This window comes from Cohnella xylanilytica (assembly GCF_014212175.1).
GTDB lineage: Bacteria > Bacillota > Bacilli > Paenibacillales > Paenibacillaceae > Cohnella > Cohnella xylanilytica.
This window is the reverse complement of the sequence record NZ_JACJVR010000091.1, coordinates 1-25,633: the sequence shown is the minus strand read 5'-3', so window position 1 is coordinate 25,633 and position 25,633 is coordinate 1. Positions and strand designations below refer to the sequence as shown.

The 25,633-nt window shown below is 49.6% G+C and carries 16 protein-coding genes and 3 pseudogenes; 10 read left to right on the top strand and 9 right to left on the bottom strand.

Going from position 1 to position 25,633, the window contains the following annotated elements:
• The coding region (locus tag H7B90_RS23865; RefSeq protein WP_221482142.1) for a DUF6075 family protein at positions 1 to 277 on the top strand (277 nt) is incomplete at its 5' end.
• 32 nt (positions 278 to 309) lie between these two features.
• Positions 310 to 2,304: a C40 family peptidase gene (locus H7B90_RS32595; protein ID WP_221482141.1), complete on the top strand. Its 1,995-nt coding sequence runs from the start codon at positions 310 to 312 to the stop codon at positions 2,302 to 2,304.
• A 152-nt stretch (positions 2,305 to 2,456) separates the two neighbouring features.
• Here H7B90_RS32595 and H7B90_RS23855 read toward each other — a convergent pair.
• The 4 genes and pseudogenes from H7B90_RS23855 to H7B90_RS23840 form a co-directional block, all read right to left on the bottom strand.
• Positions 2,457 to 2,741, bottom strand: a pseudogene (locus H7B90_RS23855) (multicopper oxidase domain-containing protein); the annotation flags it as partial.
• 195 nt (positions 2,742 to 2,936) lie between these two features.
• Positions 2,937 to 3,731 (bottom strand): arsenite methyltransferase, encoded by a 795-nt coding sequence (locus H7B90_RS23850; RefSeq protein WP_110843133.1) that lies wholly within the window; start codon positions 3,729 to 3,731, stop codon positions 2,937 to 2,939.
• Positions 3,732 to 3,956: 225 nt separating this feature from the next.
• Positions 3,957 to 5,019 (bottom strand): annotated as a pseudogene (locus H7B90_RS23845) (NAD(P)-binding domain-containing protein).
• Between the two features lie 51 nt (positions 5,020 to 5,070).
• Positions 5,071 to 5,523, bottom strand: coding sequence for a MarR family winged helix-turn-helix transcriptional regulator (locus H7B90_RS23840; protein ID WP_110843134.1), 453 nt, complete (start codon positions 5,521 to 5,523; stop codon positions 5,071 to 5,073).
• Between the two features lie 193 nt (positions 5,524 to 5,716).
• Between H7B90_RS23840 and H7B90_RS23835 the strand changes: the two genes are divergently transcribed.
• The 3 genes and pseudogenes from H7B90_RS23835 to arsC all read left to right on the top strand — a co-directional run bounded on the left by H7B90_RS23835 (position 5,717) and on the right by arsC (position 7,560).
• The gene (locus H7B90_RS23835; protein WP_110843135.1) at positions 5,717 to 6,040 is read left to right on the top strand and encodes an ArsR/SmtB family transcription factor; all 324 of its coding nucleotides are present in this window, start codon (positions 5,717 to 5,719) and stop codon (positions 6,038 to 6,040) included.
• A gap of 85 nt (positions 6,041 to 6,125) precedes the next feature.
• Positions 6,126 to 7,111: pseudogene (arsB, locus tag H7B90_RS23830) on the top strand (ACR3 family arsenite efflux transporter).
• A gap of 20 nt (positions 7,112 to 7,131) precedes the next feature.
• The gene (gene arsC, locus H7B90_RS23825) at positions 7,132 to 7,560 is read left to right on the top strand and encodes an arsenate reductase (thioredoxin) (protein ID WP_110843136.1); all 429 of its coding nucleotides are present in this window, start codon (positions 7,132 to 7,134) and stop codon (positions 7,558 to 7,560) included.
• Positions 7,561 to 8,054: 494 nt separating this feature from the next.
• Here arsC and H7B90_RS23820 read toward each other — a convergent pair whose 3' ends face one another.
• The 4 genes from H7B90_RS23820 to H7B90_RS23805 form a co-directional block, all read right to left on the bottom strand.
• Positions 8,055 to 9,815, bottom strand: coding sequence for a SulP family inorganic anion transporter (locus tag H7B90_RS23820; protein WP_185138401.1), 1,761 nt, complete (start codon positions 9,813 to 9,815; stop codon positions 8,055 to 8,057).
• 175 nt (positions 9,816 to 9,990) lie between these two features.
• Positions 9,991 to 10,320: an ArsR/SmtB family transcription factor gene (locus tag H7B90_RS23815; RefSeq protein ID WP_036684721.1), complete on the bottom strand. Its 330-nt coding sequence runs from the start codon at positions 10,318 to 10,320 to the stop codon at positions 9,991 to 9,993.
• A gap of 769 nt (positions 10,321 to 11,089) precedes the next feature.
• Complete coding sequence (locus tag H7B90_RS23810) at positions 11,090 to 11,776, bottom strand: IS3 family transposase (RefSeq protein WP_110843138.1); 687 nt, start codon at positions 11,774 to 11,776, stop codon at positions 11,090 to 11,092.
• 23 nt (positions 11,777 to 11,799) lie between these two features.
• Positions 11,800 to 12,090 carry a transposase gene (locus H7B90_RS23805; protein ID WP_110843139.1) on the bottom strand — a complete coding sequence of 97 codons (291 nt, stop codon included), beginning with the start codon at positions 12,088 to 12,090 and terminating at the stop codon, positions 11,800 to 11,802.
• Between the two features lie 828 nt (positions 12,091 to 12,918).
• Between H7B90_RS23805 and H7B90_RS23800 the strand changes: the two genes are divergently transcribed.
• A complete protein-coding gene (locus H7B90_RS23800) occupies positions 12,919 to 14,646 on the top strand; it encodes a recombinase family protein (RefSeq protein WP_185138400.1) in 1,728 nt (575 codons plus the stop codon).
• 407 nt (positions 14,647 to 15,053) lie between these two features.
• Here the strand turns inward: H7B90_RS23800 and H7B90_RS23795 are convergent, their stop codons facing one another.
• Positions 15,054 to 15,872, bottom strand: a complete 819-nt coding sequence (locus tag H7B90_RS23795; RefSeq protein ID WP_260411180.1) for an AAA family ATPase — start codon at positions 15,870 to 15,872, stop codon at positions 15,054 to 15,056.
• On the opposite strand from H7B90_RS23795, the gene H7B90_RS23790 reads away from it, so the two are divergent.
• The 4 genes from H7B90_RS23790 to H7B90_RS23775 all read left to right on the top strand — a co-directional run bounded on the left by H7B90_RS23790 (position 15,786) and on the right by H7B90_RS23775 (position 25,470).
• A complete protein-coding gene (locus H7B90_RS23790) occupies positions 15,786 to 17,138 on the top strand; it encodes an elongation factor 1-alpha C-terminal domain-related protein (protein ID WP_260411179.1) in 1,353 nt (450 codons plus the stop codon). The genes H7B90_RS23795 and H7B90_RS23790 overlap by 87 nt on opposite strands.
• Positions 17,139 to 17,245: 107 nt before the next feature.
• Positions 17,246 to 18,535 (top strand): sensor histidine kinase, encoded by a 1,290-nt coding sequence (locus H7B90_RS23785; protein WP_185138397.1) that lies wholly within the window; start codon positions 17,246 to 17,248, stop codon positions 18,533 to 18,535.
• On the top strand, positions 18,532 to 19,314 hold the full coding sequence (locus H7B90_RS23780; protein WP_185138396.1) for a response regulator: 783 nt from the start codon (positions 18,532 to 18,534) through the stop codon (positions 19,312 to 19,314). The genes H7B90_RS23785 and H7B90_RS23780 overlap by 4 nt, the downstream gene beginning before the upstream one ends.
• A 90-nt stretch (positions 19,315 to 19,404) precedes the next feature.
• Positions 19,405 to 25,470 (top strand): cadherin-like beta sandwich domain-containing protein, encoded by a 6,066-nt coding sequence (locus H7B90_RS23775; RefSeq protein WP_185138395.1) that lies wholly within the window; start codon positions 19,405 to 19,407, stop codon positions 25,468 to 25,470.
• Positions 25,471 to 25,633: the final 163 nt, after the last annotated feature.

The window sequence follows — 25,633 nt, the reverse complement described above, 5'->3', positions numbered from 1 at the left end:
CGCTTTCGAAATTCAGGATGATTTCTCTAATGGCGGCATTAAGCCCGAAGGTCTTTCGGCCCCATGGCAAACCGGCGGTACCATCCGAGTGTGTCGGCTCGCCTTTAATTTATGGAACGGCTGGACCGAAGCAGGCGACGAACGTTACTCCACTCCCCACGAATTATTCGATTGCAGCTATGCCCCCTATTTTTTTGAAGCGATTCGTCTTCGTTACCCTGATTATTGCCAAAGTAACGAGAGAACGATCAAACGGCTGGCCGAACAAAACCGCTGAATGTCTGCCGACATTGGGAGTTGAATGGAACGATGAAGGAGATTAAAACGAGGAATGTTGTGAAGGACATTAAACGTTTGGAAAGATTCCCAAACGTGTTGCATCGTGTAAAGCGTTCAAGCGCTCATGCCAAGCGGCAAGTTGATCATGACAAGACGACTTCCCAGTCTCCAGTTGAATTTGCTCAGCGCCATTCCGCAGCGGCTACGAAAAAAACAATACGTGCCCAAATGGGGATGAGTGTGCGTATCAACAAGAGATTGATCCGGCACATTCTAAAAAGGAAGCCGTTTCCAGACGGTGATTCTGTCACAAGTCAGAGTCCGATTGATGTTCATACGGAGTCATCGATTTCGCGTACACCGCGACTTGCCCGTAGGATACGTCTGCGAAAGCCGGTTGATGGAAAATACATCTTGTCTTCTGGCTCGCATTCAGGAAAACAACGATTTATACGGAGCCGGGTCAATGCCCGGCTTCTGCATCGTTCTCGAACAGGCAGCTATCCTGACTGGATGCAAAAACGGGATATCGGCCCTCTAAAACCGGTCGGGAAGAAGGAATCATTCTCCGCCGCGGTATCTCATTCAGCAAATGGACGCGTGAAACCGTTAACCCGAGTCCCGTCTACTATAATGAAACAATCAGGTCATACGATCAAACGGAAAGCGCGAAATTTCAAGACGTTAGCGCCATTTATAAAAAATGGGCATCGGCTAGATCACGCTAACGATTATTCGGATGCTTCAACTGAAGGGAGAATGGATGCTGTCAAGGAAGCTCATCGGGCTGCGCATATGGCGATATCAGCTCGCCGGTCCATTCAAACCGCGCGTGCAGCCGCGAGATTGAATCGCCTTATCGTTAAATTGCTTGTAAGAGCCACTGCCTTGCTTGTCAAGGGATTGACGGCGCTTCTGGGATTCAGCGGTTCGGTAATTGTAGTTTTGTGCATTATCATGGCGGTAGCCGCTGTCATTTCCTCTCCGTTCGGTATCTTTGTGTCTGGTGAAAATACGGATGCCGATGTAAAGCCGCTTACCCGAATCGTTCAGGAAATAGACGATGAATTCGCCGCCCGAATTGCAGATATGCAGCGATCCGCTGGCCATGTAGACCGGGTGGAATATCATTATCCCGGCAGCGCGGACAACACTAGAATTGATAACTGGATGGACATTATCGTCGTCTTTGCCGTGAAGACCGTCACAGATGCGGAAAACGGAATGGATGTGGCTACGCTTGATGCAACAAGAATCGGTATCATTCGATCGGTGTTTTGGGATATGAATTCGCTGGAATCTCGTGTTGAAACGATAGAACATAAGGAAACGGTTACGGTAGAACATGAGGACGGGAGCACCAGCGAAGAAACGATTACCCGATATGAGCGCATTTTGCATATTACCGTCACTAGCCAAACTGCGGAGCAACAGGCAGATATATATCGCTTTACAAATGAACAGATGGAATTAATGAAGGAAATGATGTCCGAGGAGTTCCGCCCGCTCATGTATGCAATACTTGGAAAAGGTGCGGATATTGGTTTGACGCCGGAGCAGCTTGATTTGGTTCAACAGCATTTGCCCAAAGGCGAACTGGGCAGTGAAGCCGTCAAATTGGCGCAGACTCGTCTAGGCGATCCTTACAGCCAACCGAAGGCCGGGCAGGGTAATTATACGGATTGCAGCTATCTCGTCCAATGGGTTTATCGTCAGCTAGGTATTAGCTTGCTGCGAACCGCAGCTGAGCAGGCCAGATTTTGCGTGGAGAATGGCCTTACAGTAGGCGCGGCCGACTTGGTTCCGGGTGACCTTGTGTTTTGGAGCTACGAGCGTAATGGTAGATTTATGGATATTACTCACGTTGGGATTTATGCGGGTGATGGCAAAGTTGTAGATGCTTCCTCAAGTCGCGGGCAGGTGGTGTTTCGGGACTTGTTTGATTCGGATAAGCAAGTGTTGTTTGGAAGGCCGAGTCTTTCTGATTCTTCGCAACAAAATTCCTCCCTGTCGGCAGAAAAATAGCGAAAGCAAGAACCAACTTTAAAAAATGGTGCAACGGAGCGGATGTGACAAAATGGCCGGGTTACGAGTGAACGCTCATTTTTGTATTAATTTGGTTTATTTCCTGCATTCGGGTCTGCAACAAAATCAGTCCTATAGTCTATATATTTTCATTCCCTTACCATACCAGACGAAGCATGATGAAGATCGTGACAATGGAACATCCAGTTCCCTTCATTATCTGCTTCGAATGCAACAACGTACTCTTCCCCCGGCTTCAAATTCACCGTATCCTTAATAACGGAGGACCCTTCAAGCGGTTTCCCGTTTTTGTTTAGGCCTTGGAAGAAGTGCCCGTATAGGTGCATCGGATGGTCGTCGCTTATTGAGTTATTGACACGGTGAACTTTGACGGTATATCCTTATTTGATGTTTATCGGAACGGTATCCGCAGTAGTAGATGTCGTCTCTTATGTAGCAGTTTGATTGGATTTACGAAAAAAGTCATTTGTAATATGTATGCGGTGTGCCGAAGCCTTCTTCTCCTGTGTAATGACATGCGAGGCAATGGCGAGCTAACCGAATAAAAGCAGTCCTATCCAAACAACGATAGAACTGCTTTGCTTTACTTATGATCTGCTGTGCCGATTGGGTTATGGTTTAACTCCTTTTATAACGGCAGAGGCAAGGTAATCTTCCACCTTCGACCCAGGAACCCAATCTTTAATAAACGCCCTCGATTCCTCTTTCGGTTCGACCACCACATCCTTAAATCCACTTTGCGTTAGCATCGTTTTCAGCTCGTCAACGGACGAGGCCCCCGATATGCACCCCGAATAAAAAACATCCAAGTCGTTTTTGATTTCCGCCGGAAGCTCTGCCGTCATCACGACATCGGAAACGGCCAGACGACCACCGGGGCGCAAAACGCGGAACGCTTCATGAAACACTTGCTGTTTATCCGGAGAAAGATTGATGACGCAGTTGGAAATGATGACATCCATCGTTTGATCGGGAACAGGCAAATGCTCGATTTCCCCTAGCCGAAAATCGGTGTTCGTGAATCCTCCTTTGACGGCGTTATTGCGGGCGCGACTTACCATTTCCGGCGTCATATCGACCCCAATCACATGGCCGGTTTCCCCTACTTGTCGGGACGCCAAAAAACAATCGAAACCGCCGCCGCTGCCGAGGTCCAATACTACTTCTCCCGGTTTAAGCTCCGCGATGGCTTGCGGATTGCCGCAACCAAGACCAAGGTTTGCACCGTCAGGAACAGCGGTTAATTCTTCGGATGAATAGCCCAACTGCGAAGAAACGTCATCGGCCGATCCGCGGCAGCTTGAAGCTGGCGAACAGCACGAACCCGACTCCACTTTTTGTAAGGCGATTTCTTTATACCGGCTGCGTACATTTTGGCGAATTTGATCGTTCGTTATTTGATTCATGAATCTTCTCTCCTTCAACTTTTTTATCAAATCAGCAGTAGCTAGGGGTGCAACAAGCTGCTGTGTTTGCAATCGTGAGTTGCCGTCTCCAAAGGAACCGGCTCGATAACTCCGTGGGATTTTGCCATTTCCAAGCTTCCCGTGCCGAGCGCTCTATTTCACGCTGCTCCTGTTTCATAAGGTATTCCGTGGCAAACCAATTCAAGTTCATGGGAACTTGCCTCCCTACAAGTCATTTTTCACAAAACGTCGTAGTTTGCGAACAACGTATTTCGCGTCCCGCCCCACCCCCTTAATGTGGCGGAAGCAAAGGAACGCTGTCCTTCCAAGCCGACATAATACAGTCCCGGAACAGAAAGACTGATTTCGGCGGTCTGTAGCGGTTTCCCTTCGGCATCCAGCGCCCCGAGAGGGTGAAGGTAAGACAGATCGGGGCGATACCCGGTTGCAAAAATGACGGTTGCTACCGGTTCTTTCGTTCCGTCTGTCCAAACGACGCCATCGGAATAAAACGAGGTAAACATCGGCCGTTGGTCCGGCTTCCCAGCCTCTAGTCTTGCTCGGTAATCGTCCAAATCGGCAACGGAACTCGGACTTGGAGGCTTTTTGCCAAATCGCCAGAATGGAAAGGTATCTAAGCCGACAGCTCTGATCCAAAAATGAAGATCTATTCCCAATACTTTTGTTTTCGTAAGCTGAACGGGCCGAAGAACGGCGAGCAATGTATGGCTGCTGTCGGCAAGCTCTATTGCAATTTGAACCGCAGAATTTCCGCGCCCGACGACGACCACTCGTTGCCCACGGTAACGATCCGGATTGCGGTACGCGGAAGAGTGAAGGACTTCTCCTTGAAAGACTTCCTTTCCGTTTATGTTCGGCGTATAGGGATTATGAAAGGAACCGGTCGCATTGATGATCGTTCTCGTCAGATGACGTCTCCTGCAGCCGTTCGGATCGAAAAGCAGTTGTCGGTTTTCTCCACGGCAACAACCTTCTGATTCGTCCGGATCGGCAAGTCAAAACGTTGGTCATACGCCTTTAGATACTGAATCACCTCGTTTCGCAACGGGTAATGGGTCGCAGCTCCGGGTATCTTCATGCCTGGCAATGAGGATAACCGAGCTGGCGAAAACAGCTTTAGACTATCGTAATAGTGTGGCCAAGAACCGGTTGCCTGTTCGCTTGCTTCCAGGATCACAAATTGCAGCCCATTCTTCTTCAAGTAATATCCGGAAGCAAGACCGGCTTGCCCACCCCCGATAACTATTCCATCGAAAATCGCTGACATTCCAAGTCCTCCTTAGAATATTTGCAAAATGCAAGTATTATAGGAAAAAGATCACCCACAAGAAGGGGTGGAACAGCATTGGCCGGTTTTCGCCATCGCTTCGTTTAATAGCTTGATCGAGCGAATGACGGTATCTTTTTCAAAATCGTTCATGTGTGAGAAAATTTCGTTTAAATAGTCATTCATTTGCTGGTCAATCGACGCCGCAACATATTTTCCTTCTGTCGTTAAGGAAAGCAGCTTCACCCGCCGGTCATCGGGATCGGGCGTTTTCTTCACTAATTTCATCTTGATTAACGACTGGACTTGTCGGCTGAATGTCGTGATATCGGTCCCTAATGCCTCTGCTACTTGCTGGATGGAAGGCTTGTGTTGGCGATCAATTTCGTAAAGAATATGGCTTTGAATTAAGGAGATGTCGCAGCCACCGGCAGAACAGCAGTTTTTATTCAGAAAGCCAAAGCGACGAGTCATGATTTGAAATTGTTCACGTACATTTTCCACGGCGCCTCACCTCATGAAACAGTTATACAACAAATGATTGCAAGTTGCAAGTGTTTAATTTATCTGCAATGCAAAAAACAGGAACTCGGTTCTTAGACAGGATTTTTAAAATTTCATTTTTCGTATTGACTTTTTCCCATACATAAATAACAATATGGTTATATGGTTTTGGTGTGGGGTGATTATCACGACAATGGAATTTGAAAAGATAGCAGATATTCTGAAAGCTCTTGCCGATCCGACAAGGCTGAAAATCCTTTCTTTGCTCCGTGTTCGCGATTGCTGTGTGTGTGAACTGGTTCCCATCTTTAACATTTCCCAGCCAGCCATATCCAAACATGTAAGCCGTCTAAAAACGGCGGAACTGGTCCGCGAAACGAGAAAGGGGCAATGGGTGTTTTACTCCATCAATGAGAAGCGGTTAGAGGAAATTGGTTATGCTCTGTTCCACTTGCCTGATCTATCCGAGGATCTGCGGGAATTGGAGCAACAAGGACTAACGGTTATTTGCGAGTAAAGGGGGTGTACAGCAAGTGTGTAAACAAGAGAAAAAGCGACTTTCATTTCTGGATCGCTATTTGACGTTATGGATTTTTATTTCGATGGCGATAGGAATTGGCTTGGGCTACGTATTTCCCAACTTTGTTGCCGGTTGAATGAATTTCAAGTCGGAACCACATCGATACCGATTGCGTTTGGCCTTATTTTAATGATGTATCCGCCGCTGGCGAAGGTACGATACGAAGAAATCGGTCGTGTCTTCCGAAATGGCAAAGTGTTAACCATTTCATTGATTCAAAACTGGCTCATTGGCCCGATCTTAATGTTTTTCCTGGCTATTATTTTCCTCCAAGGCTATCCGGAATATATGGTCGGCCTGATTATGATCGGTTTAGCTCGTTGTATTGCAATGGTCATCGTTTGGAACGATTTATGCAAAGGGGATGCTGAGTACGCGGCGGGACTCGTTGCTTTCAACTCGATCTTTCAAGTTTTGTTTTATTCCGTCTACACCTTTATCTTTGTTACGATTTTGCCGGGATGGTTCGGGGTGGAAGGTGTCGTTGTTGACATTACGATGGCCGAAGTTGCCAAGAGTGTGTTCATTTATCTAGGGATACCGTTTTTGACCGGAATGATTACTCGCTATTCTCTTGTAAAAGCAAAAGGACGGTCCTGGTACGAAACGGTCTTTATTCCGAAAATCAGCCCCATTACGCTGATCGCGTTATTGTTTACGATCATCGTCATGTTCTCGCTGAAAGGCGAAATGATTATCCAATTGCCGTTCGATGTCGTGAGGATCGCGATTCCGCTATTGATTTACTTTGTCGTCATGTTCTTGATCTCGTTTTTCATGGGCAAAAAAGCAGGGGCTGGTTATCCGGTGACTTCTACACTGGCTTTTACCGCCTCGGGGAATAACTTCGAGCTGGCGATTGCCGTTGCCGTCGGGGTGTTTGGTATTCATTCCGGCTCAGCATTTGCGGCCGTCATCGGTCCTCTTGTGGAAGTCCCCGTGATGATTGCCTTAGTCAACGTCGCGCTCCGATTCCAGCGGAAGTATTTTTCAAAGCAAGCAGCTTAATATAAACAGGAGGACTCATCATGTCAGAAAACAAAAAACTCGTTTATTTCCTTTGTACAGGAAACTCTTGCCGCAGCCAAATGGCGGATGGCTTTTTGAAGGCTCTCGGTACTGATCGCTACGAAGTAAAAAGCGCCGGGTTAGAGGCACATGGGCTGAATCCCCGTGCCGTCCAGGTGATGAAGGAAGCTGGCGTCGATATTAGCAGCTATACATCTGATGTCATCGATCCGGAGATTTTGAATCTGGCAGACTATGTGATTACGTTATGTGGCCATGCAGACGAACATTGTCCGGTGATTTCGAATAAAAACGTCGTGAAATGGCATTGGGGCTTCGATGATCCGGCCAAGGCGACCGGCACCGAGGAAGAAATCATGAGCCAATTTCGAGCGGTTCGGGATGCGATTAAGTCGCGTATCGAAAAGTTTCTAGCCGAAGGTCGGTAAATTTGAACGGGAATGTAAAGTTGTAGACTAAACATTGTCATTACTCCATGGGCAGGATTAAATGAGTAAAGAAAGAAATGTATCCTCACCCTTAAGCCCATTCTCGTCTACATGAGGAGTGGTTTAGGATGGATTGCTGTACATGTTAAAGCTTCTGCTTTAGAAACCATTCATCCCGACAACTCTTATTTATTTTGTTCGAACTCTGCTTACGCAACCGTATATTATAGTGGGAATCATTCGCAATCATTTGCCGAGGATGACTTGAAAGTGGCTGTGTAACAAAAGAATCCGAGCATGGGCGTGTCTGTATGTTACTGTTTCAGTTGGACGAGAGAGCGCCTCGCAGTCGATCTCATTTTTGCTTAGATAAACGATAAGATTGTTAGAACACTTTTTTATTTATCCGCTCGACAATCATGGTAACGCTGAAGTGCAAGTTGCATAGCCATTCACCTCATTTCGTCTTTAGGGCGATTTCAAATGAGATTAGGCTATGTCCTTGCTGGATCAGCCTTTAAACTGGTGATCACTTCTTTTTGAGACTCCTTGTTTGATAACGCCGCGCATTCACGGAAAGCAAAATGTTTACAACCTAGACATTTATTCAAATCCAGTTGCAATAGCGCGAAGTTAAGTGCCTCACCGGTATGTCCAAAAAAATGTTCAGCCCCAATCAGCGTATACAACCCTGTTCTCTTCAATACATCTAAAGGCTGAGCTTGAATTCCGGATACAAGAATAATCCCACCAAATTTCTCGAAATGCTTCACCAAACTGGAAAGATTTGATTCACCCGTCGTATCCATAAAAGGTACTTTTCCCATGCGCAGCAGTAACACTTTCGGTCTTAGATGAATCGAATCCATAATGGACTTTTCAAACATGTTCGCGGCGCCGAAAAAGAGGGGGCCTTCGATGGTATAGATCCCGATTTGTGGACAATCGTGGCCTTCGGTTACCATATGAGCTTTCACTTTTTCATGTTTAGCTGTTGGGTCAGGCAAGACCTTGGAAACCAGTAAGCCGTCACTCATTCGTTTCACAAATAGAATTACGGCTAAGATTAATCCGACTTCAACGGCAGTCGTTAAATTCGTAAAGACCGTTAGCAAAAAGGTAATGAGAAGGACAAAAGAATCGCTCGTTTTGATTTTTAAGACGTGGGCAAATTCTTTTCGTTCGCTCATGTTCCAGGCAACCAGCATTAGAATCGGTGCCATACTAGCAAGTGGGATCTCTGATGCATAAGGTGCAAACAAAATGAGCACCAGCAATACAACAATACCATGTATAATACCTGACAGGGGTGAGATCGCACCGTTTTTGATATTGGTTGCTGTTCGTGCAATGGCTCCTGTCGCTGGTATGCCTCCAAAAAGAGGGGTTACCATATTGGCGATGCCTTGCCCAATCAGCTCCCGATTGCTGTTATGACGACTGTCGGTCATGCCGTCGGCAACAACCGCCGATAATAAAGATTCGATGCTGCCCAACATGGCAATAGTAAAGGCGGGGCGAATCAAATTTTCAATGCGATCCCAGGTTAGATCAGGGAAATGAAAATGGGGTAGGGTGCTTGGAATAGCTCCAAATGACGATCCAATCGTTGCAACTTCCCCTTTAAAGAATACGGTCGCCACTATAGTGGATACGATAAGCCCTACCAAGGAACCAGGGACCTTCGGTAAAAATTTCGGTGTTAGGAGGATAACTGCCAAACAGACGACCGCTGTGATAATACTGTAGAGATTCGTAGTTGCGAGATGCGTTACAATTTCCTTCATATTTGGTAGAAAATTCTCATGTTTCTCGATACCGCTCAAACCTAAAAAGTTGGCAATTTGTCCGCTGAAGATTATGACGGCAATTCCAGCGGTAAATCCGATGGTTACAGGGCGAGGAATAAATTTTATCAACGCACCGAGTTTAAATAGCCCCATGAGAACAAGAATAATTCCCGCCAAAAATCCTGCAAGCAATAAATTTTCGTATCCATATTCCATGACGATCGCGAAAAGGATCGGAATAAATGCACCGGTCGGGCCGCCGATTTGAAATTTAGAACCCCCGAACAAGGAAATACAGATACCGGCAACGATGGTGGTATAAATGCCATATTCCGGTTTTACACCAGCCGCAATAGCAAACGCCATCCCTAATGGAATGGCGATAATACCAACAATGAGGCCTGAAATGATATCCTTGCGGAATGCGGCCGCATGGTATCCTTCAAATCTTCCCGTCCATTTCATCTGAATCACCTTCTCTTATTCATATATTTGATTATTTGAATATAAGTGAAATGTTACTCCTGTCATCGAATAATGTCAATCATAATAATCTCGTGTCGCTCCGCATGTTTCCGGCTGCAAAACAAAAAAACAAGGAGATCCTTGATGTTACTCATGGAACCCCTTGTTTTTCAGTTTAAGATTCATTTCGAATGACCTCAAGTAATGAAATGGCATCAACGAGATGATTATCGAAGATCTGCTTTGTGACTGCGAGCAGATCTTTAATCAACGGGTCACGTAACGAATAAATGACAGAAGTACCATCCTTTAAGCCCGTCACCACATTTTTATTTCGCAATACTGCCAACTGCTGAGAAACGGCTGAACCCTCTGAGCCTAAAATACTCTGTATCTCATTTACGTTTTTATCTCCTTCACTCAGAACCTCCAGGATTCGAATCCGCATGGGATGCGCCAGCGCCTTAAAAAAATCGGCTTTAAACTGTTGGATATTTTGGTTCATTGCTAACGCCTCCTTGATCACTATACTTTTGAATATATGAATATCATAACACAACTTTACCCAAAAACATTCTGGAAAGAAGGGCATACCGGCGCATGGATTGTGATTTGGTTGCCTATACAATACACTTTATATTCAAATACCTAATTATTTGATTAAAATAACATAAGGAGTGGATACGAATGCCGGACTCTACGAGTAATGACTGATCACATCAAGATTCGTCATCCTCGCATGAATTGACTACACCTTTCATGCAGGAAAGCAGACAAACCGCGGCTTCGCCCAAGGCGAGCAAAATTGTGCGACTAAAACAATTGCATTGTCCAAAGCGGAAGGGGAAGTATTCCGTTGGGTGATGCGAACCATACCCAATTTGAAAGAATCTCTGATTTGTGTTCGATGGTAGGTGATGGAGCGACCCGCCCAATCGTTTTTGGGCGTACAGCTCCGCCGGTGACTCGACCTGCTCTGCTATGTATGGAATGACTGCTTTGGGCACTTCGAATTTATGGAAGGGGAATCGCGCTTCATATTGGAAATGGAGTTGTCAAAAAAAGTGCAGTTTGAAAACACCCTCATACAGAAAACCCGTTACTAAGCTGCCTGTGACAGCATTCTTTCGCGATAAATAGCTGGGGGCCAGCCCCTGGATTAGAGGTGTAGATCCGCTGTCTGTTGTAGTAGACCATGATGTATCTGAAGATGATCGATTTAATATAGGCCATCGGATAGCGCTCCGTGTTGATCTTGTACAGCTTTTCTTTCTTTAGCGTAGCAAAAAAGCTTTCCATCCTTGCTTTGTCAAGCAACGCCCTGTGCCGCTCATGCTCTGAATGGCATCTCGTTTTGCTAGACGCTCTCGGAATGCATGGCTTGTGAATTGACTGCCTCGATCGCTGTGAAATATCATTCCGCGAGCATTCTTTGCTTTACAAGCGTTCTCAAAGGCCTGAATGCAGAGTTCCTTGCGCATGTTGTCGTCCATGGCGAGGCCCACGATCTCGCCGTTGAAACAATCCAGTACCGCGCATAGATATAACTTGCCGTCTAAACAAGGGACTTCGGTGATATCCGATAGCCACTTTTGGTTGGGTCCTGAGGATTTGAAGTCTCTCTGGATTAGGTTCTCGCTCTTGTGAGCTGCGGCATCCTCGCATGTAATACCGTTTGGATGACGTTTGGTTTTCTTCAGCAGGCCATGCTTCTTCATGATTCGGTAGACGGTGCTGTAGCTGGTCGTGATCTCTATTTGGGACAGCGCCAGCAGAATACGCTGGACACCGTAATTTCGGTTGTCTTCATGCTCTCCAATGATGTCTTTGATTTTGACCAGAAGAAGTTGCTGCCGCTCCTGTTTCGGTGTGGGCTTCAAGCTACGGTAATAGCCCGATTCGCTGACAGCAAGTACTTTGCACATTTCCTTGACGGTCCACTGATCCCGTCGTTCACGGATGTAAGCATAGAGCTGGCATGCCTTTACCGCTTCCGGTCTTTTGCGAAAAAACCGAGTGCATCCTTGAGAATTTCATTCGCGCGGCGCAACTCGCCTATCTCTCTTTCTAATTCGATTTCACGCGCAGTCTTATCGGCAGATGCATAAGCGCGTCCGCTCCCGATATGCGCTCCGTCACCGTGCAGGATTCTTCGCTTTCTCCATTCCTGCAAGGTATAGTAGGATACACCTAACTGCTCGGCGGTTTTCTTGGGTCCAATCTCATCGCTCAATCTTACTGCTTCTTCTTTGAATGCTTTGTCGTATCGATTCATTGTCTCTCGTCCCCTCGTCAGCTTTCATTTTATTTCATATGAGGGGGTTTTTCGACTGCATTTTTATCGTAGCACTCCATATTTGATTGTATCAAAAAATGGAAGCCGCGGAGGGGAGTTTTTTGGGCAAGCAGTTCCGATTTTACCCTAAAAATGAAATGAATATTAGAGGGACATTATTCAACCTCTCAATGCTCCTTGAAAACTGAATACAATCTTATCCGGTACGTTCCCCGCATGGCCTGGAAGGATAGCCAAATTGCAGGTGCGCCACGACCATTTTGCCGATTTATTTCTATATGTCTTTCATCAGAAACGGCAACCTGCGAGCGATTTTCCCATGCAATAAAAAATGGTGGTTCCATTTAAGGCGAAGACCCATGCGGAGGGATAATGATACTTCCGTCCAGCCACAGTTCATCGCAATGGGGGCGGCTTGCAGCGATCCTGGAAGAGGTTTGAACCCTATGAGGACGGCTAACCACTGTCCGCCGGATAAGATTTTTGAGAGAAGCAACCAAAACAGAGGCGGAAACAGAGATGCGCATACGCGATTATGTTTGTTGCGCATCTCTGTTTTTCAACTTTTCTGGATTAATGGGAGGTTTTTATGAACCATAAACTCATCCGATACAGCATGCAAATCGCTATGATAAGACAATTGCTGGCATTATCTTTGATTACCGAAAACGAATTTCATTTGATAAAGAACAAAACGATGCGGGATTACGGCATCATTTCGGACCTTACTTCTTGATTCGCACATTTGTCGGTCCGCCCATCTCTTATTAAACTGATGGCAAGTAAATAAGAATGGAGGACAACACCATGGCTCTCGAAGTAGAAGTAATTAAAGCAAGTCGGAAAATATCGGATCGAAACGCCGGAAAGTTATCGGATATTCTTCGCGTCGCCCCTTATGCCCGCGTAAGTACCGACACCGAGGAGCAATTGAGCAGCTACAAGTCGCAAGTCGCCTATTACACCGATCTCGTTAGCAAACGAAGCGACTGGGTGCTGGTTGATATTTATGCAGATGAAGCCATAACCGGTACTCAGGTAACGAAGCGCGAGGATTTTCAACGCATGATTAACGATTGTATGGACGGGAAAATTGATATGATCATCACGAAGTCTATCTCCAGGTTTGCAAGAAATACGCTGGACACGTTGAAATACGTCCGTATGCTGAAGGAAAAGAACATCGCCGTATTTTTTGAAGACGAAAATATCAATACGCTGACGATGGACGGCGAATTGTTGCTCGTCATTTTAAGCTCCGTAGCACAGCAGGAAGTGGAGAACATCTCCGCCAACGTGAAAAAAGGTTTGAAAATGAAAATGAAGCGCGGCGAACTGGTAGGCTTTCAAAGCTGTCTGGGATACGATTACGATGTGAATACGAAAAAGATATCCGTTAATCAAGAAGAAGCCGAAATCGTCCGCTATATTTTTGAACGATACACATCGGGAATCGGCGCTTACGTTATTGCAAAGGAACTGACTGAGGCGGGACATAAAACCAAGTACGGAAGAGTCGAATGGCAGGACACAACCGTTCTTGGTATCATAAAGAATGAGAAGTACAAAGGCGATTTGCTGCAAGGAAAGACATTTACCGTCGATCCAATTTCCAAGAGAAGACTGGACAATTACGGCGAGGAAGATCAGTTTTATGTCAAAAATCATCACGAGCCGATTGTCAGCGAGGAAGTTTTTGAAAAGGCGCAGGACATATTGCACCGAAGAGGCGAGAATCGCCGCCGCGGCGCGAAAGGCAAGCGGGACAAGTACAGCAGGAAATTTGCTTTCAGCAGCAAGTTGGAATGTGCGTTCTGCGGAAGCAACCTCTCGCGGCGTAACTGGCACAGCGGAACCCCGCATGAAAAGGTGATTTGGCAGTGTGTGACAGCCACGAAAAAAGGGAAGAAATACTGCTCTCACAGTAAAGCCTTGGAGGAAAAGCTGATTGAGGGTGCTTTTGTCGAATCGTACAAATTGGTGTGCCGCAACAATTCGGATGTGCTGGACGAGCTTATGAAAAGAATGGAGTCCGTGTTTAGCGACCAGAATAATCAAAAGCGACTGAACAAAATTATCAGCGACATTCAGGCCACGGAGCAAAAACGTTGCAGACTGATTGATTTGTGCCTGGATGAGAAAATAGACAGGGCTACTTACGAACAGAAGTATGCGGAACTCGATACTGCGCTTACTAAATTGCTCGAAGAAAAGGAACAGTTGGAGCAATCCGCGCAAGATGAAATTGACTTGGGAAAACGGCTTGAACATTTTCGCAAAGTGCTTCAAACGAATGAGGTGCTGACCGCATTCGACCGGAACGTATTCGAAAGCATTGTCGATAAAGTGATTATTGGGGAAAACTCCAATCAGGAAAGTCCCGAGCCGTACAAACTGACCTTCGTCTATAAAACCGGCTTTCATAACAGCATCCAAAGCAAGATGCATAAGCAAAAAAAGTCCTTGCGAAGTGAAAGGGGGAGAGTGCCTTCCTATTCTGAGCACAACACATGTGGAGTGTGTAGTATTGCTTGAATCGAAGTAGGTTTTCGTTTGAGGGCGCGCAAAAATTCCCCTATTTTCTGAATTTTTATACGCAAACCCCCCAGCTTTGGAAATAACATGATATACCACGGGTAGGCATAGAATTCTTCGACAGAGTCTCAAGATAATAGGAATTGTTAGTATAGATGGTAAACCATTTAAGGTTGGAAGTGATCAACACATACGGAATATACTATAAACAGTGTTTATTAAATTGATTTGTGTTGAATAATTTTGTTACTAAAACGTATCCTAAAATCGAGTATTGTTGTTTTTTAGAGAGGGGATCAAATTTCTTTCTCTTCAACAAGAAGACCCAGTCCAAATGAGGACTGGGTTTTGAGTTTGAAACATTAAATTAAGTGGTGAGGGATTAGGAGTGGAATATATAGAACAAACTAAAAGCGATACTTCTCTTGCCTGCGCCTAAAGGCCTCTCTAGATCCTTCCATAATGTCTAATACCGCTTCTTTTACATGTGGCTTTTCCAGTCCACCTTCAGCTTTTAAGATTCCTTTGCCCATTTCGGTATTTAATGCATATAGCAATTCACAATCTCCGTTGACAGGAATATTGGCGTTATGCGTTGCAAGAATGATTTGACGCTTGTGCTTGACTCTTCTAAGTAGTGGGACAAGTTGATTATAAATGAAATCTGAATCCAGCTCATCCTCTGGCTGATCAATCAGGATTGGATTTGTACCATGAGCAAACAGTAACGCCAAAATCGCAGTGTTCTTCTGTCCATCTGAAAGCCCGCCGTCATCGAGGGATCCTGCTCGGGTTCCGTCATCCCGAAATAACGTGATATTAATTCTGTCGTTTATACGAGTAATTTGCATTGTCTCCCAAAATCCAATGCCTTCTCCAGTGAGATACGCATTAAGGTCGCTATGGTGTCCCTGTAACTCAGCAGGCATTAGTTCTGGGTTCTCTAGCCACTGTGAGAGTATCGTCCATGGCGTCAATTCCTCGCTTGCCTCGAATAAATGAAACAATTTCTCACCAATCGTATCCCAATTTCTTCCCAATCGGGTGTTTCCGCGAATGTTATGATTCGTACTCCAAATCTGCTTGAAATGTTCCTGATCTCTGCACTTAAAGATTTCAACAGATATGAATGGAGAAGCCTGCCTTGTAAATGGAACGCGACCAAAGGAGTCATTACCCAAACCAAGCGCCATGCCCGGATTTGCGCTTTGATGGGGATTAAGCATTTGGTATTAGCCGTGAACAAGATGGACTTGGTGGACTTCGACCGGAAGAAGTTCGAGGCGATCAAGGAAGAGTTCTTCCAAACGACGGCCGAATTCCAAATCCAGAGCATCCAGGTCATCCCCGTGTCCGCGACGGAAGGGGATAACATTACGACCAAATCGGCCAACACTCCTTGGTATGAAGGGCTTGCCTTGCTGCCATATTTGGAAAACGTGGATGTGCATACGTTTAACGATACGAAGGCGTTCATGATGCCCGTTCAGCGCGTGTGCCGGCCGGACCACACGTTCCGCGGGTTCCAAGGCCAGATCGAGGCCGGGAAAATCTCGGTCGGAGACGAGCTCACGACTCTGCCGAGCCGGGAGAAAGCGAAGGTCAAACGGATCCTCGTGACCGACCAAGATCGGGATACGGCTTATGCCGGTCAACCGGTGACCATTCAATTGGACCGCGAAGTCGACGTATCGCGGGGCAACGTGCTCACGACGGATAACGAAATTCAAGAAGCCGACAGCTTCGCCTCCACGATCCTGTGGATGGACGATTCCGTCCTGACCCCCGGCAAGCATTATTGGGTGAAGGTGGGAACGAAGACCCTTCCGGGTACCGTGACGGCGATTACCCATAAGATCGACATCAATACGGGCAACACGGTTCCGGCCGATCGGATCGTTAAGAATGAATTGGCCAAGTGCGAATTTTCCTTGTCGGATAGCATCGTTTTCGATTCCTTTGAGGAAAATAAGAGCATCGGCGGCTTTATTCTGATCGATCGCGTCACCAACATGACCTCCGCTTGCGGAGTCATCGATCACGCGCTGCAAAGCTCGAACCGATTCGCGGCGCTGGATATGGAGATCACGAGGGAAGTTCGCGCCCAGCAGAAGGGACAGACTCCGCTCACCGTCTGGTTCTCCGGTTCGCAATCGGATCAAGCGGCTCTGGCCAAGGAAGTCGAGAAACGGCTGGTCTCCTCCGGATACCATACGATGCTGCTCGAGAACGCCCAAGGAGAATCGCTGCAACGTGTGGCCGAGGTCGCCAAGGTGTTGAACGACGCGGGACTCATTGCGTTGGTATCGTACGATTCCTCCAGTGCAAGCGACCTCGAAGCCGCACGAGACATCATTGGCAAAGAATATATCGAAGTGAACGCGGACGAGGCAAGCCGCTCTTCCCTCGAAGAAGCCGCGAATGCCGTGGTCAAACGAGTCGTCAAAGACGTGATCGCTCAATATCCGAATTCGGTCTCCTACGATATATAATGGCCGGACTAGCAAGATCCCTGCATCTTTAAGATACGGGGATCTTGTGCGTTTCCGGGATGTACAGCATAATTTTACATATCGAACAGGCAGAGGACGGAAACAGAATGCAAACCGTAAACATCATCCTCGACACGTACAGCGCTCTTATTACCTTAATTCTCATTCTCTATCTATGGACGAATGGCAAGACCAGAGAGCAGTCCGGACGCTACTTTATGCTGATTTGCATGTCCAACCTCGGAATGGTGCTTGGAGATATTGGAAGCTGGGCTTTCGAAGGCATGGCGCAGCCATGGTACCCTTTTGCCCTCCGGTTCGGCACCGCTCTGAATTTTGCTTGCACCGCGCCGCTTCTCCTGACTTTTCTCGGGTACGTCATGGCGTTTCTTACCCCTAAGGTTGCTTTTAAGAAATACATCTGGAACGCTGCCTGCGTCCTCGCTGCCGTGCAGTTCTTGTTCAGCGTGCTGTCCTTATGGAACGGCATGTATTTCGACTTCAGCCAGGATAATCTCTATCGGCGCGGCGATTGGTTCTGGCTCTCCCAGCTCATTCCCTTTCTGATTTACGGAACTTCCACAACGCTCATCCTCCGGTACCGACGTTACCTGGATTCCAGAGACGTTCTGTTCCTGTTGAGCTATGTGGTATTGCCGCTGGTTGGGGAAGCGATTCAATTCGCCTACTACGGGATCGCGCTGACGGGACCGGCCGCGACCTTCTCCATCCTGCTTATCTTCATCAACATTCAATCGAAGCGGGAGCTGCTCTTAAAGCAGCAGGAGAAAGAGCTGGTGGAGGCCCGCATCGGCATTCTGATCAGCCAGATTCAGCCCCACTTTCTTTATAACACGCTGACGGTCATCCGGCAGCTTTGCGACCTGGATCCGAAGCAGGCCAAGCAGGCGATCGGGGACTTCTCCTTGTTTCTGCGGGCCAATATGGGCGTTCTGGAGAGCAAAGCGCCGATCCCCTTCTCCCAGGAGTTGTCCCATGTGCAGTATTATTTGAATCTGGAGCAGCAGCGGTTCCGGGAGCGTCTGAGAGTGATTTATGACATCGGCCCCAAGGACTTCCAGATCCCCCCTCTGACCGTTCAACCCCTTGCGGAAAACGCGGTGCGTCACGGCATCATGAGGCGGGAGGAAGGAGGCGCGATTACGATTCGTACGGAAGAAACGGATACCTCCTATCGGATAGTCATAATGGACGATGGAGTCGGGTTTGCGTCCCTGCCCGATCCCTCGGAGGGCGAGCAGCGCGTTGGGATTCGCAATGTGCGCAGACGACTGGAGGAGCTGTGCGGAGGAAGGCTGACGATCGACAGTATCCCGGGCCGAGGAACGACCGCTGCCATTATTCTGCCGAAGGAAAAGGAAGGGAAACGCCTGTGAATTTCTTAATTGTGGATGACGAGCCGCTGGTTCTTGGGGATCTCGAGCAAGCGCTGAGGGAAGCGGTGCCGGATTGCGCCATTTATCCGTTTGCCACATCGGGCAAGGCGCTGGAGCAAGCGCGGTCCGTTCGGTTCGACGTGGCGTTTCTGGACATCGAGCTGGGCAGCTCCAGCGGGCTTGTACTTGCCAAGGAGTTAAAAGATATTCAGCCGGACGTTCCTATCATCTTCGTGACCAGCTATGCCAAATACGCAGTAGACGCCTTCCGGGTTCGGGCCACCGGGTACCTGATGAAGCCTGTGCTTCAAGAGGACATTTTGCGAGAGTTGACTTTTATTTACGAGGACTCGCTTCAAGCCAAAAGGAAAAAGGTGCAGGTGCAGACCTTCGGCGGCTTCGAGGTATTCGTGAACGGCAGGCCGCTCCAATTCAAGCGCGCCAAGGCCAAGGAGCTGCTCGCCTGCCTGATCGACCGGAGGGGGGCCAGCCTGACGACGGCGGAAGCCTGCGCGATTCTCTGGGAGGACGAGGCGGGCGATCCGGCGAAGCGCGATTACTTCCGAACCATCGTCAAGGACTTGAAGGAATCCTTGCAGCAGGAGAATATCTCGTCTGTTTTACGCAAGTGGCATGGGCGCCTCTCCATCGATCCCGAGCAATTGGACTGCGACAGCTACCGGTTCCTGGATGGAGATCCGCAGGCGGTCAACGGCTATCGCCACGATTATTTGCCTAGCTATAGCTGGGCGGAATTTGCCGTCACCAGGTTTGAATAGAACGGCCATGCAGGAGCATGCCACGGTTTTGCAACGCTCTGATTCTTATACTAATTTAGAAGATTCAGAGGTCTGGTGAGGTGGGCAGAGATGAGGGAAAGCAGAATAAAGGGTTACCGCTCCATTATCGTCTATGCGTTGATCGCGGTAATGGTTTGTACGGGTTGGCCGTCCGTCGGGCATGCAGCTTCTTTTACGGTTGATAGTGCACGAGGGAAGATAGCTGCAGGAGCCCTCCATAGCGTGGCTTTGAAATCTGACGGATCTGTGGTGGCTTGGGGAAATAATAGTAATGGTCAGTGTAATGTTCCGTCCGGATTAACAGGAGCAGTGGATGTAGTTGCAGGAAACGGTCATAATCTAGCCTTAAAATCAGACGGAACGGTGGCGGCCTGGGGATATAATGGTGATGGTCAGAGTAATGTCCCGTCCGGATTAACCGGTGTGAAGGCTATAGCTGCAGGAACCCTTCATAGTCTGATCTTAAAATCAGACGAAACAGTGGTCGCCTGGGGACATAATGGTTATGGTCAGAGTAATGTCCCGTCCGGATTAACCGGTGTGAAGGCTATAGCTGCGGGATATTTTCATAGTCTGGCCTTAAAATCAGACGGAACGGTGGTGGCCTGGGGATATAACAGCTATGGCCAAAGCAATGTCCCGGCCGGATTAACCGGCGTGGTGGCTATAGCTGCAGGCAGCTATCATAGTCTGGCCTTAAAATCAGACGGAACGGTGGTCGCCTGGGGATATAACAACTATGGTCAAAGCAATGTCCCGGCCGGGTTGAATCTGCTGACCCAAGTGCCGGTTAGCAATGATCATTCTTTCACTATTAATCAGAATACCACCGGAACCGGTACTTTAACCGCTACGGATGCCGACGGAGACCCGTTGACTTACTTGCTTGTCAGTCCGCCAAGCAAGGGAATCGCATCCGTGTCCAACTCGGGTTCTTATACCTACACGCCATATTGGGATGTGACCGGAATCGATACGTTTCAGTATCAGGTGAACGATGGAACGGTCAGTTCGAATGTGGCCACCGTAACGGTGAACATTCTATCGAATAACGCGGATTTAAGCAGCCTGACGATTAGCAAAGGTACGCTTAGCCCGGCTTTCTCATCGGACCAAGTAAATTACTCGGTGAGAGTGCTCTATGAGGTAGATCAATTGACCATTACGCCGATGGTAGAGGATAGCACGGCGACGCTAAAAATTAATTCGGCTTCGACAGTCAGCGGCATTGGCAAGACAGTGGATCTGAATGTGGGGAGTAACGAGATTCTGGTGGAGGTTACCTCCCAGGCCGGGACGCAGAAAACGTATACGGTCTTGGTAACCCGAGCGCCGCAGTCCAGCAACTCGGACCTGAGCAACTTGACGATTAGTCAGGGAACGTTGTCGCCATCGTTCTCGTCCGGTACGACCGAGTACACCGCGAGCGTGGGGAACGAAATAACCAGCTTGGAGATTACGCCGACGGTGGCAGACGGCACGGCGACGTTGCAAGTGAACACGGCGGATGCGACCAGCGGGAGCGCCAGGATGGTAAATCTCGATGTAGGAGACAACGAGATCGTAGTGGACGTTACGGCGCAGAATGGCGCGACGAAGACGTACAAGGTGACGGTAACCCGGGCGAAGTCGAGCAATGCGGACCTGAGCAACTTGACGATAAGCGAGGGAACGCTGACGCCGTCGTTCTCCGCCGACACAACTGAGTACAGCGCGAGCGTGGGGAACGAGATAACCAGCCTGGAGATGACGCCGACGTTGGCGGACGGCACGGCGACGCTGCAAGTGAACACGGCGGATGCGACCAGCGGGAGCGCCAGGACAGTAAGCCTGAACGTTGGGGACAACGAGATCTTGGTGGACGTTACGGCGCAGAATGGCGCGACGAAGACGTACAAGGTGACGGTAACCCGAGCGGAGTCGAGCAACGCCGACTTGAGCAACTTGACGATTAGTCAGGGAACGTTGTCGCCATCGTTCTCCGCCGACACGACCGAGTACACCGCAAGCGTGGGGAACGAAATAACCAGCTTGGAGATTACGCCGACGGTGGCGGACGGCACGGCGACGTTGCAAGTGAACACGGCGGATGCGACCAGCGGGAGCGCCAGGATGGTAAATCTCGATGTAGGAGACAACGAGATCGTAGTGGACGTTACGGCGCAGAATGGCGCGACGAAGACGTACAAGGTGACGGTAACCCGGGCGAAGTCGAGCAATGCGGACCTGAGCAGCTTGACGATAAGCGAGGGAACATTGTCGCCGTCGTTCTCGGCCGGTACGACCGAGTACACCGCGAGCGTGGAGAACGAGATAACCAGCTTGGATATTACGCCGACGGTGGCAGACGGAACGGCGACGTTGAAGGTGAACACGGCGGATGCGACCAGCGGCAACGCCAGAACGGTGAACCTCAATGTAGGAGACAACGAGATTCTGATCGAGGTTACCGCTCAGAACGGAACGACAAAGACGTACAAGGTGACGGTAACCCGAGCGAAGTCGAGCAACGCGGACCTTAGCAGCTTGACGATAAGCGAGGGAACATTGTCGCCGTCGTTCTCGGCCGGTACGACCGAGTACACCGCGAGCGTGGAGAACGAGATAACCAGCCTGGAGATGACGCCGACGGTGGCGGACGGCACGGCGACGCTGAAAGTGAACACGGCGGATGCGACCAGCGGCAACGCCAGGACGGTAAGCCTGAATGTTGGGGACAACGAGATTTCGATCGAGGTTACCGCTCAGAACGGAACGACGAAGACGTACAAGGTGACGGTAACCCGAGCGGAGTCGAGCAACGCGGACCTTAGCAGCTTAACGATAAGCGAGGGAACATTGTCGCCGTCGTTCTCGGCCGGTACGACCGAGTACACGGCGAGCGTGGAGAACGAGATAACCAGCTTGGATATTACGCCGACGGTGGCAGACGGAACGGCGACGTTGAAGGTGAACACGGCGGATGCGACCAGCGGCAACGCCAGGACGGTAAGCCTGAATGTTGGGGACAACGAGATTTCGATCGAGGTTACCGCTCAGAACGGAACGACAAAGACGTACAAGGTGACGGTAACCCGGGCGAAGTCGAGCAATGCGGACCTGAGCAACTTGACGATTAGTCAGGGAACGTTGTCGCCATCGTTCTCGTCCGGTACGACCGAGTACACTGCGAGCGTGGGGAACGAAATAACCAGCTTGGAGATTACGCCGACGGTGGCGGACGGCACGGCGACGTTGCAAGTGAACACGGCGGATGCGACCAGCGGGAGCGCCAGGACAGTAAGCCTGAACGTTGGGGACAACGAGATCTTGGTGGACGTTACGGCGCAGAATGGCGCGACGAAGACGTACAAGGTGACGGTAACCCGAGCGGAGTCGAGCAACGCCGACTTGAGCAACTTGACGATTAGTCAGGGAACGTTGTCGCCATCGTTCTCCGCCGACACAACCGAGTACACCGCAAGCGTGGGGAACGAAATAACCAGCTTGGAGATTACGCCGACGGTGGCGGACGGCACGGCGACGTTGCAAGTGAACACGGCGGATGCGACCAGCGGGAGCGCCAGGATGGTAAGCCTGAACGTTGGGGACAACGAGATCGTAGTGGACGTTACGGCGCAGAATGGCGCGACGAAAACGTACAAGGTGACGGTAACCCGGTTAGGACTGTCCGATGAGGAAGCGGTCATGGAAGCCCAAAAGGCCTTGGAAGTCGGCTTTGCGGAGGGTGATAGTTCGGGCGCGGTCACCAAGAACGTGATATTGCCCACGGGCGGCTTAAATGAAACCGCGATTAGCTGGACCTCCGACAAGCCGAATGTGATCGCTCCGGATGGAACCGTGACCCGTCCGAAATATTCTGCTGGCGATTCTGCTGTGGTTCTGACAGCCTTAATTGCCAAGAACGGCATCACGGACACCAAGACATTTACCCTGACGGTGAAGGCGACAGAAGCCCAATTCTATACCCTAACGGTCGAGAACGGAACGGGGAGCGGCAGCTATGAAGAAGGGGTAGAGGTAGCCATTGTGGCGGACGCGCCGCCAGAAGGCAAGGAATTTGACAAGTGGATCGGAGGAGACGGGGGTGTCTTGGCCGACGCTACCAGCAGCAGCACGACATTCACCATGCCGGCAGACGCTGCTACGGTCACGGCTACTTACAAGATAATGGCACCGGCGCTGATGCCTAGCATTGAGTTGAGTCAGACGGATAACCACGACTTTGGCTCCGTCATCGAAGGATACTCGCCTCGGACGCCGTTCACCGTTCTGGTCAACAATACGGGCACCGGGGCGACCGGCGATTTGACAGTTGAGCTAGGCGGAAGCGATGCGAGCGCGTTTGCGTTATCGAAGACGACTATCGGCAGCATCGGAGCTAGCGGCAGCGACAACTTTACGGTCGTTCCGAACAATCACCTGCTTGCGGGAAGCTTTTCGGCGACGGTCGCTGTCTACGGCGATAACGTCGCGCCTCAGAGATTCACCGTCAGCTTTACCGTGACGACGACCCCGCCGGAAATCCCGACAGCCCCGGCGAACGTATCCAGCGTCGCGGGAGACGGACAGGTAACTCTGAATTGGGAAGCCGTAACGGGTGCGGATCATTACTCGGTGTACCAATATGAAGGAACGGCGGCTCCGACGGATGAAACCGATTGGAATCTCGTGCAGGCGAGCGTAACGTCGGCGACGTACACCGTAACGAACTTAACGAACGGGACGAGTTATGCATTCGCGGTTAAAGCGATCGGCGCAGGAGGAACGAGCGGGTTCTCGGCAGCGACGTTGTCGACTCCAACCGCTTCCTTGCCGCCTGCCCCGACAGCCCCCGCGAAATTAATCGGTGTCGCGGGAGACGGACAGGTGACTCTGAATTGGGAAGCCGTAACGGGTGCGGATCATTACTCGGTGTACCAATATGAAGGAACGGCGGCTCCGACGGATGAAACCGATTGGAATCTCGTGCAGGCGAGCGTAACGTTGGCGACGTATACCGTAACGGGGTTAACGAACGGGACGAGCTATACGTTCGCGGTTAAAGCGATCGGCCCAGGAGGAACAAGCGGATTCTCCGAAGCGGCAACAGCGACCCTGGTAGCAACGGGCGGCAACGGTGTAGTCGGTGGGGGCGGTAACAGCCCAAGCCATGTGACTTCGGCGAATGGAGCCATCGCCATCCCGGTCGGAAGCTCCGGAGAAGTCGGCCTGAACGACGAAATTTCCATTCAGGTTCCTGTCGGCGCGGCGGAGCAAGAGCTTCGCATCACGATCGAGTATCGATCGGTCGCGGATATCCCATCTTCGACGCAGGAAGCATTCGCAAGTTCAGTTTTCGAAGTCTTGAAGAACGTCGCAGGAGCCTTCAAGAAGCCGGTCAAGCTCTCGATCAAGTTCGATCCGGCCAAGGTCGGCAGCGACCGGAAGGCCTCCATTCACTACTACGATGAAGAAAAGAAAACGTGGAGAGAAGTGGGAGGCACGGTTGACGGCGAATGGATTACGGTGGAGGTGGACCATTTCACCAAGTATGCCGTTCTGGCAATCGAAGCGAATAACAACGTCGACGAAGAAACGGTTACCGAACCGATCCCATCCTTTACCGATATCGCCGGCCATTGGGGCGAGCAATCGATCGTTCGCGCGGCGACGTTGAAGCTGGTTAGCGGTTACCTCGACGGCACGTTCAAGCCGAATGCCCCGGTAACTCGCGCCGAATTTACCGTTATGCTGGCAAGCGCGCTGAAGCTGGACGGGACAGGCGTAGCGCTTGCCTTCAAAGACGAGGCCAAGATCGGCGCCTGGGCTAAACAAGCGGTGGCTCTCGCCGTGCAAGAGGGTATCGTCACCGGTGACGGGGGAGGCAACTTCCGGCCGGAAGCCAAGATTACCCGCGCGGAGATGGCAGCTATGATTGCCAAAGCGTTAAACGTGTCTCCCGAAGCGAACGCCATAACCGGCTTCGCCGATGATAAAGACATTCCGAAGTGGGCGAAGGGCTCTGCGGAAGCGATCCGCGAACTGGGAATCGTCAGCGGCCGCGGCGGCAACTCATTCGCTCCGAACGGCGCCGCCACGCGCGCGGAGGCCGTCGTCATGCTGCTCCGCTTGCTGGAAGTTCGAGAACAATAGAATTTGCACTGCGGTTGCCCAAGAGGCAGCCGCTTTTTTTTCGCTTAAGTTCCATTAAACCTGAATTGAAAGTACCACCTCATAAAAATATAAAAAAGTGCCCAGATCTTTGGTAGAATGGTGTTTGTCAAGAACAACATCACCCAAAGAGAGGAGCACCTTT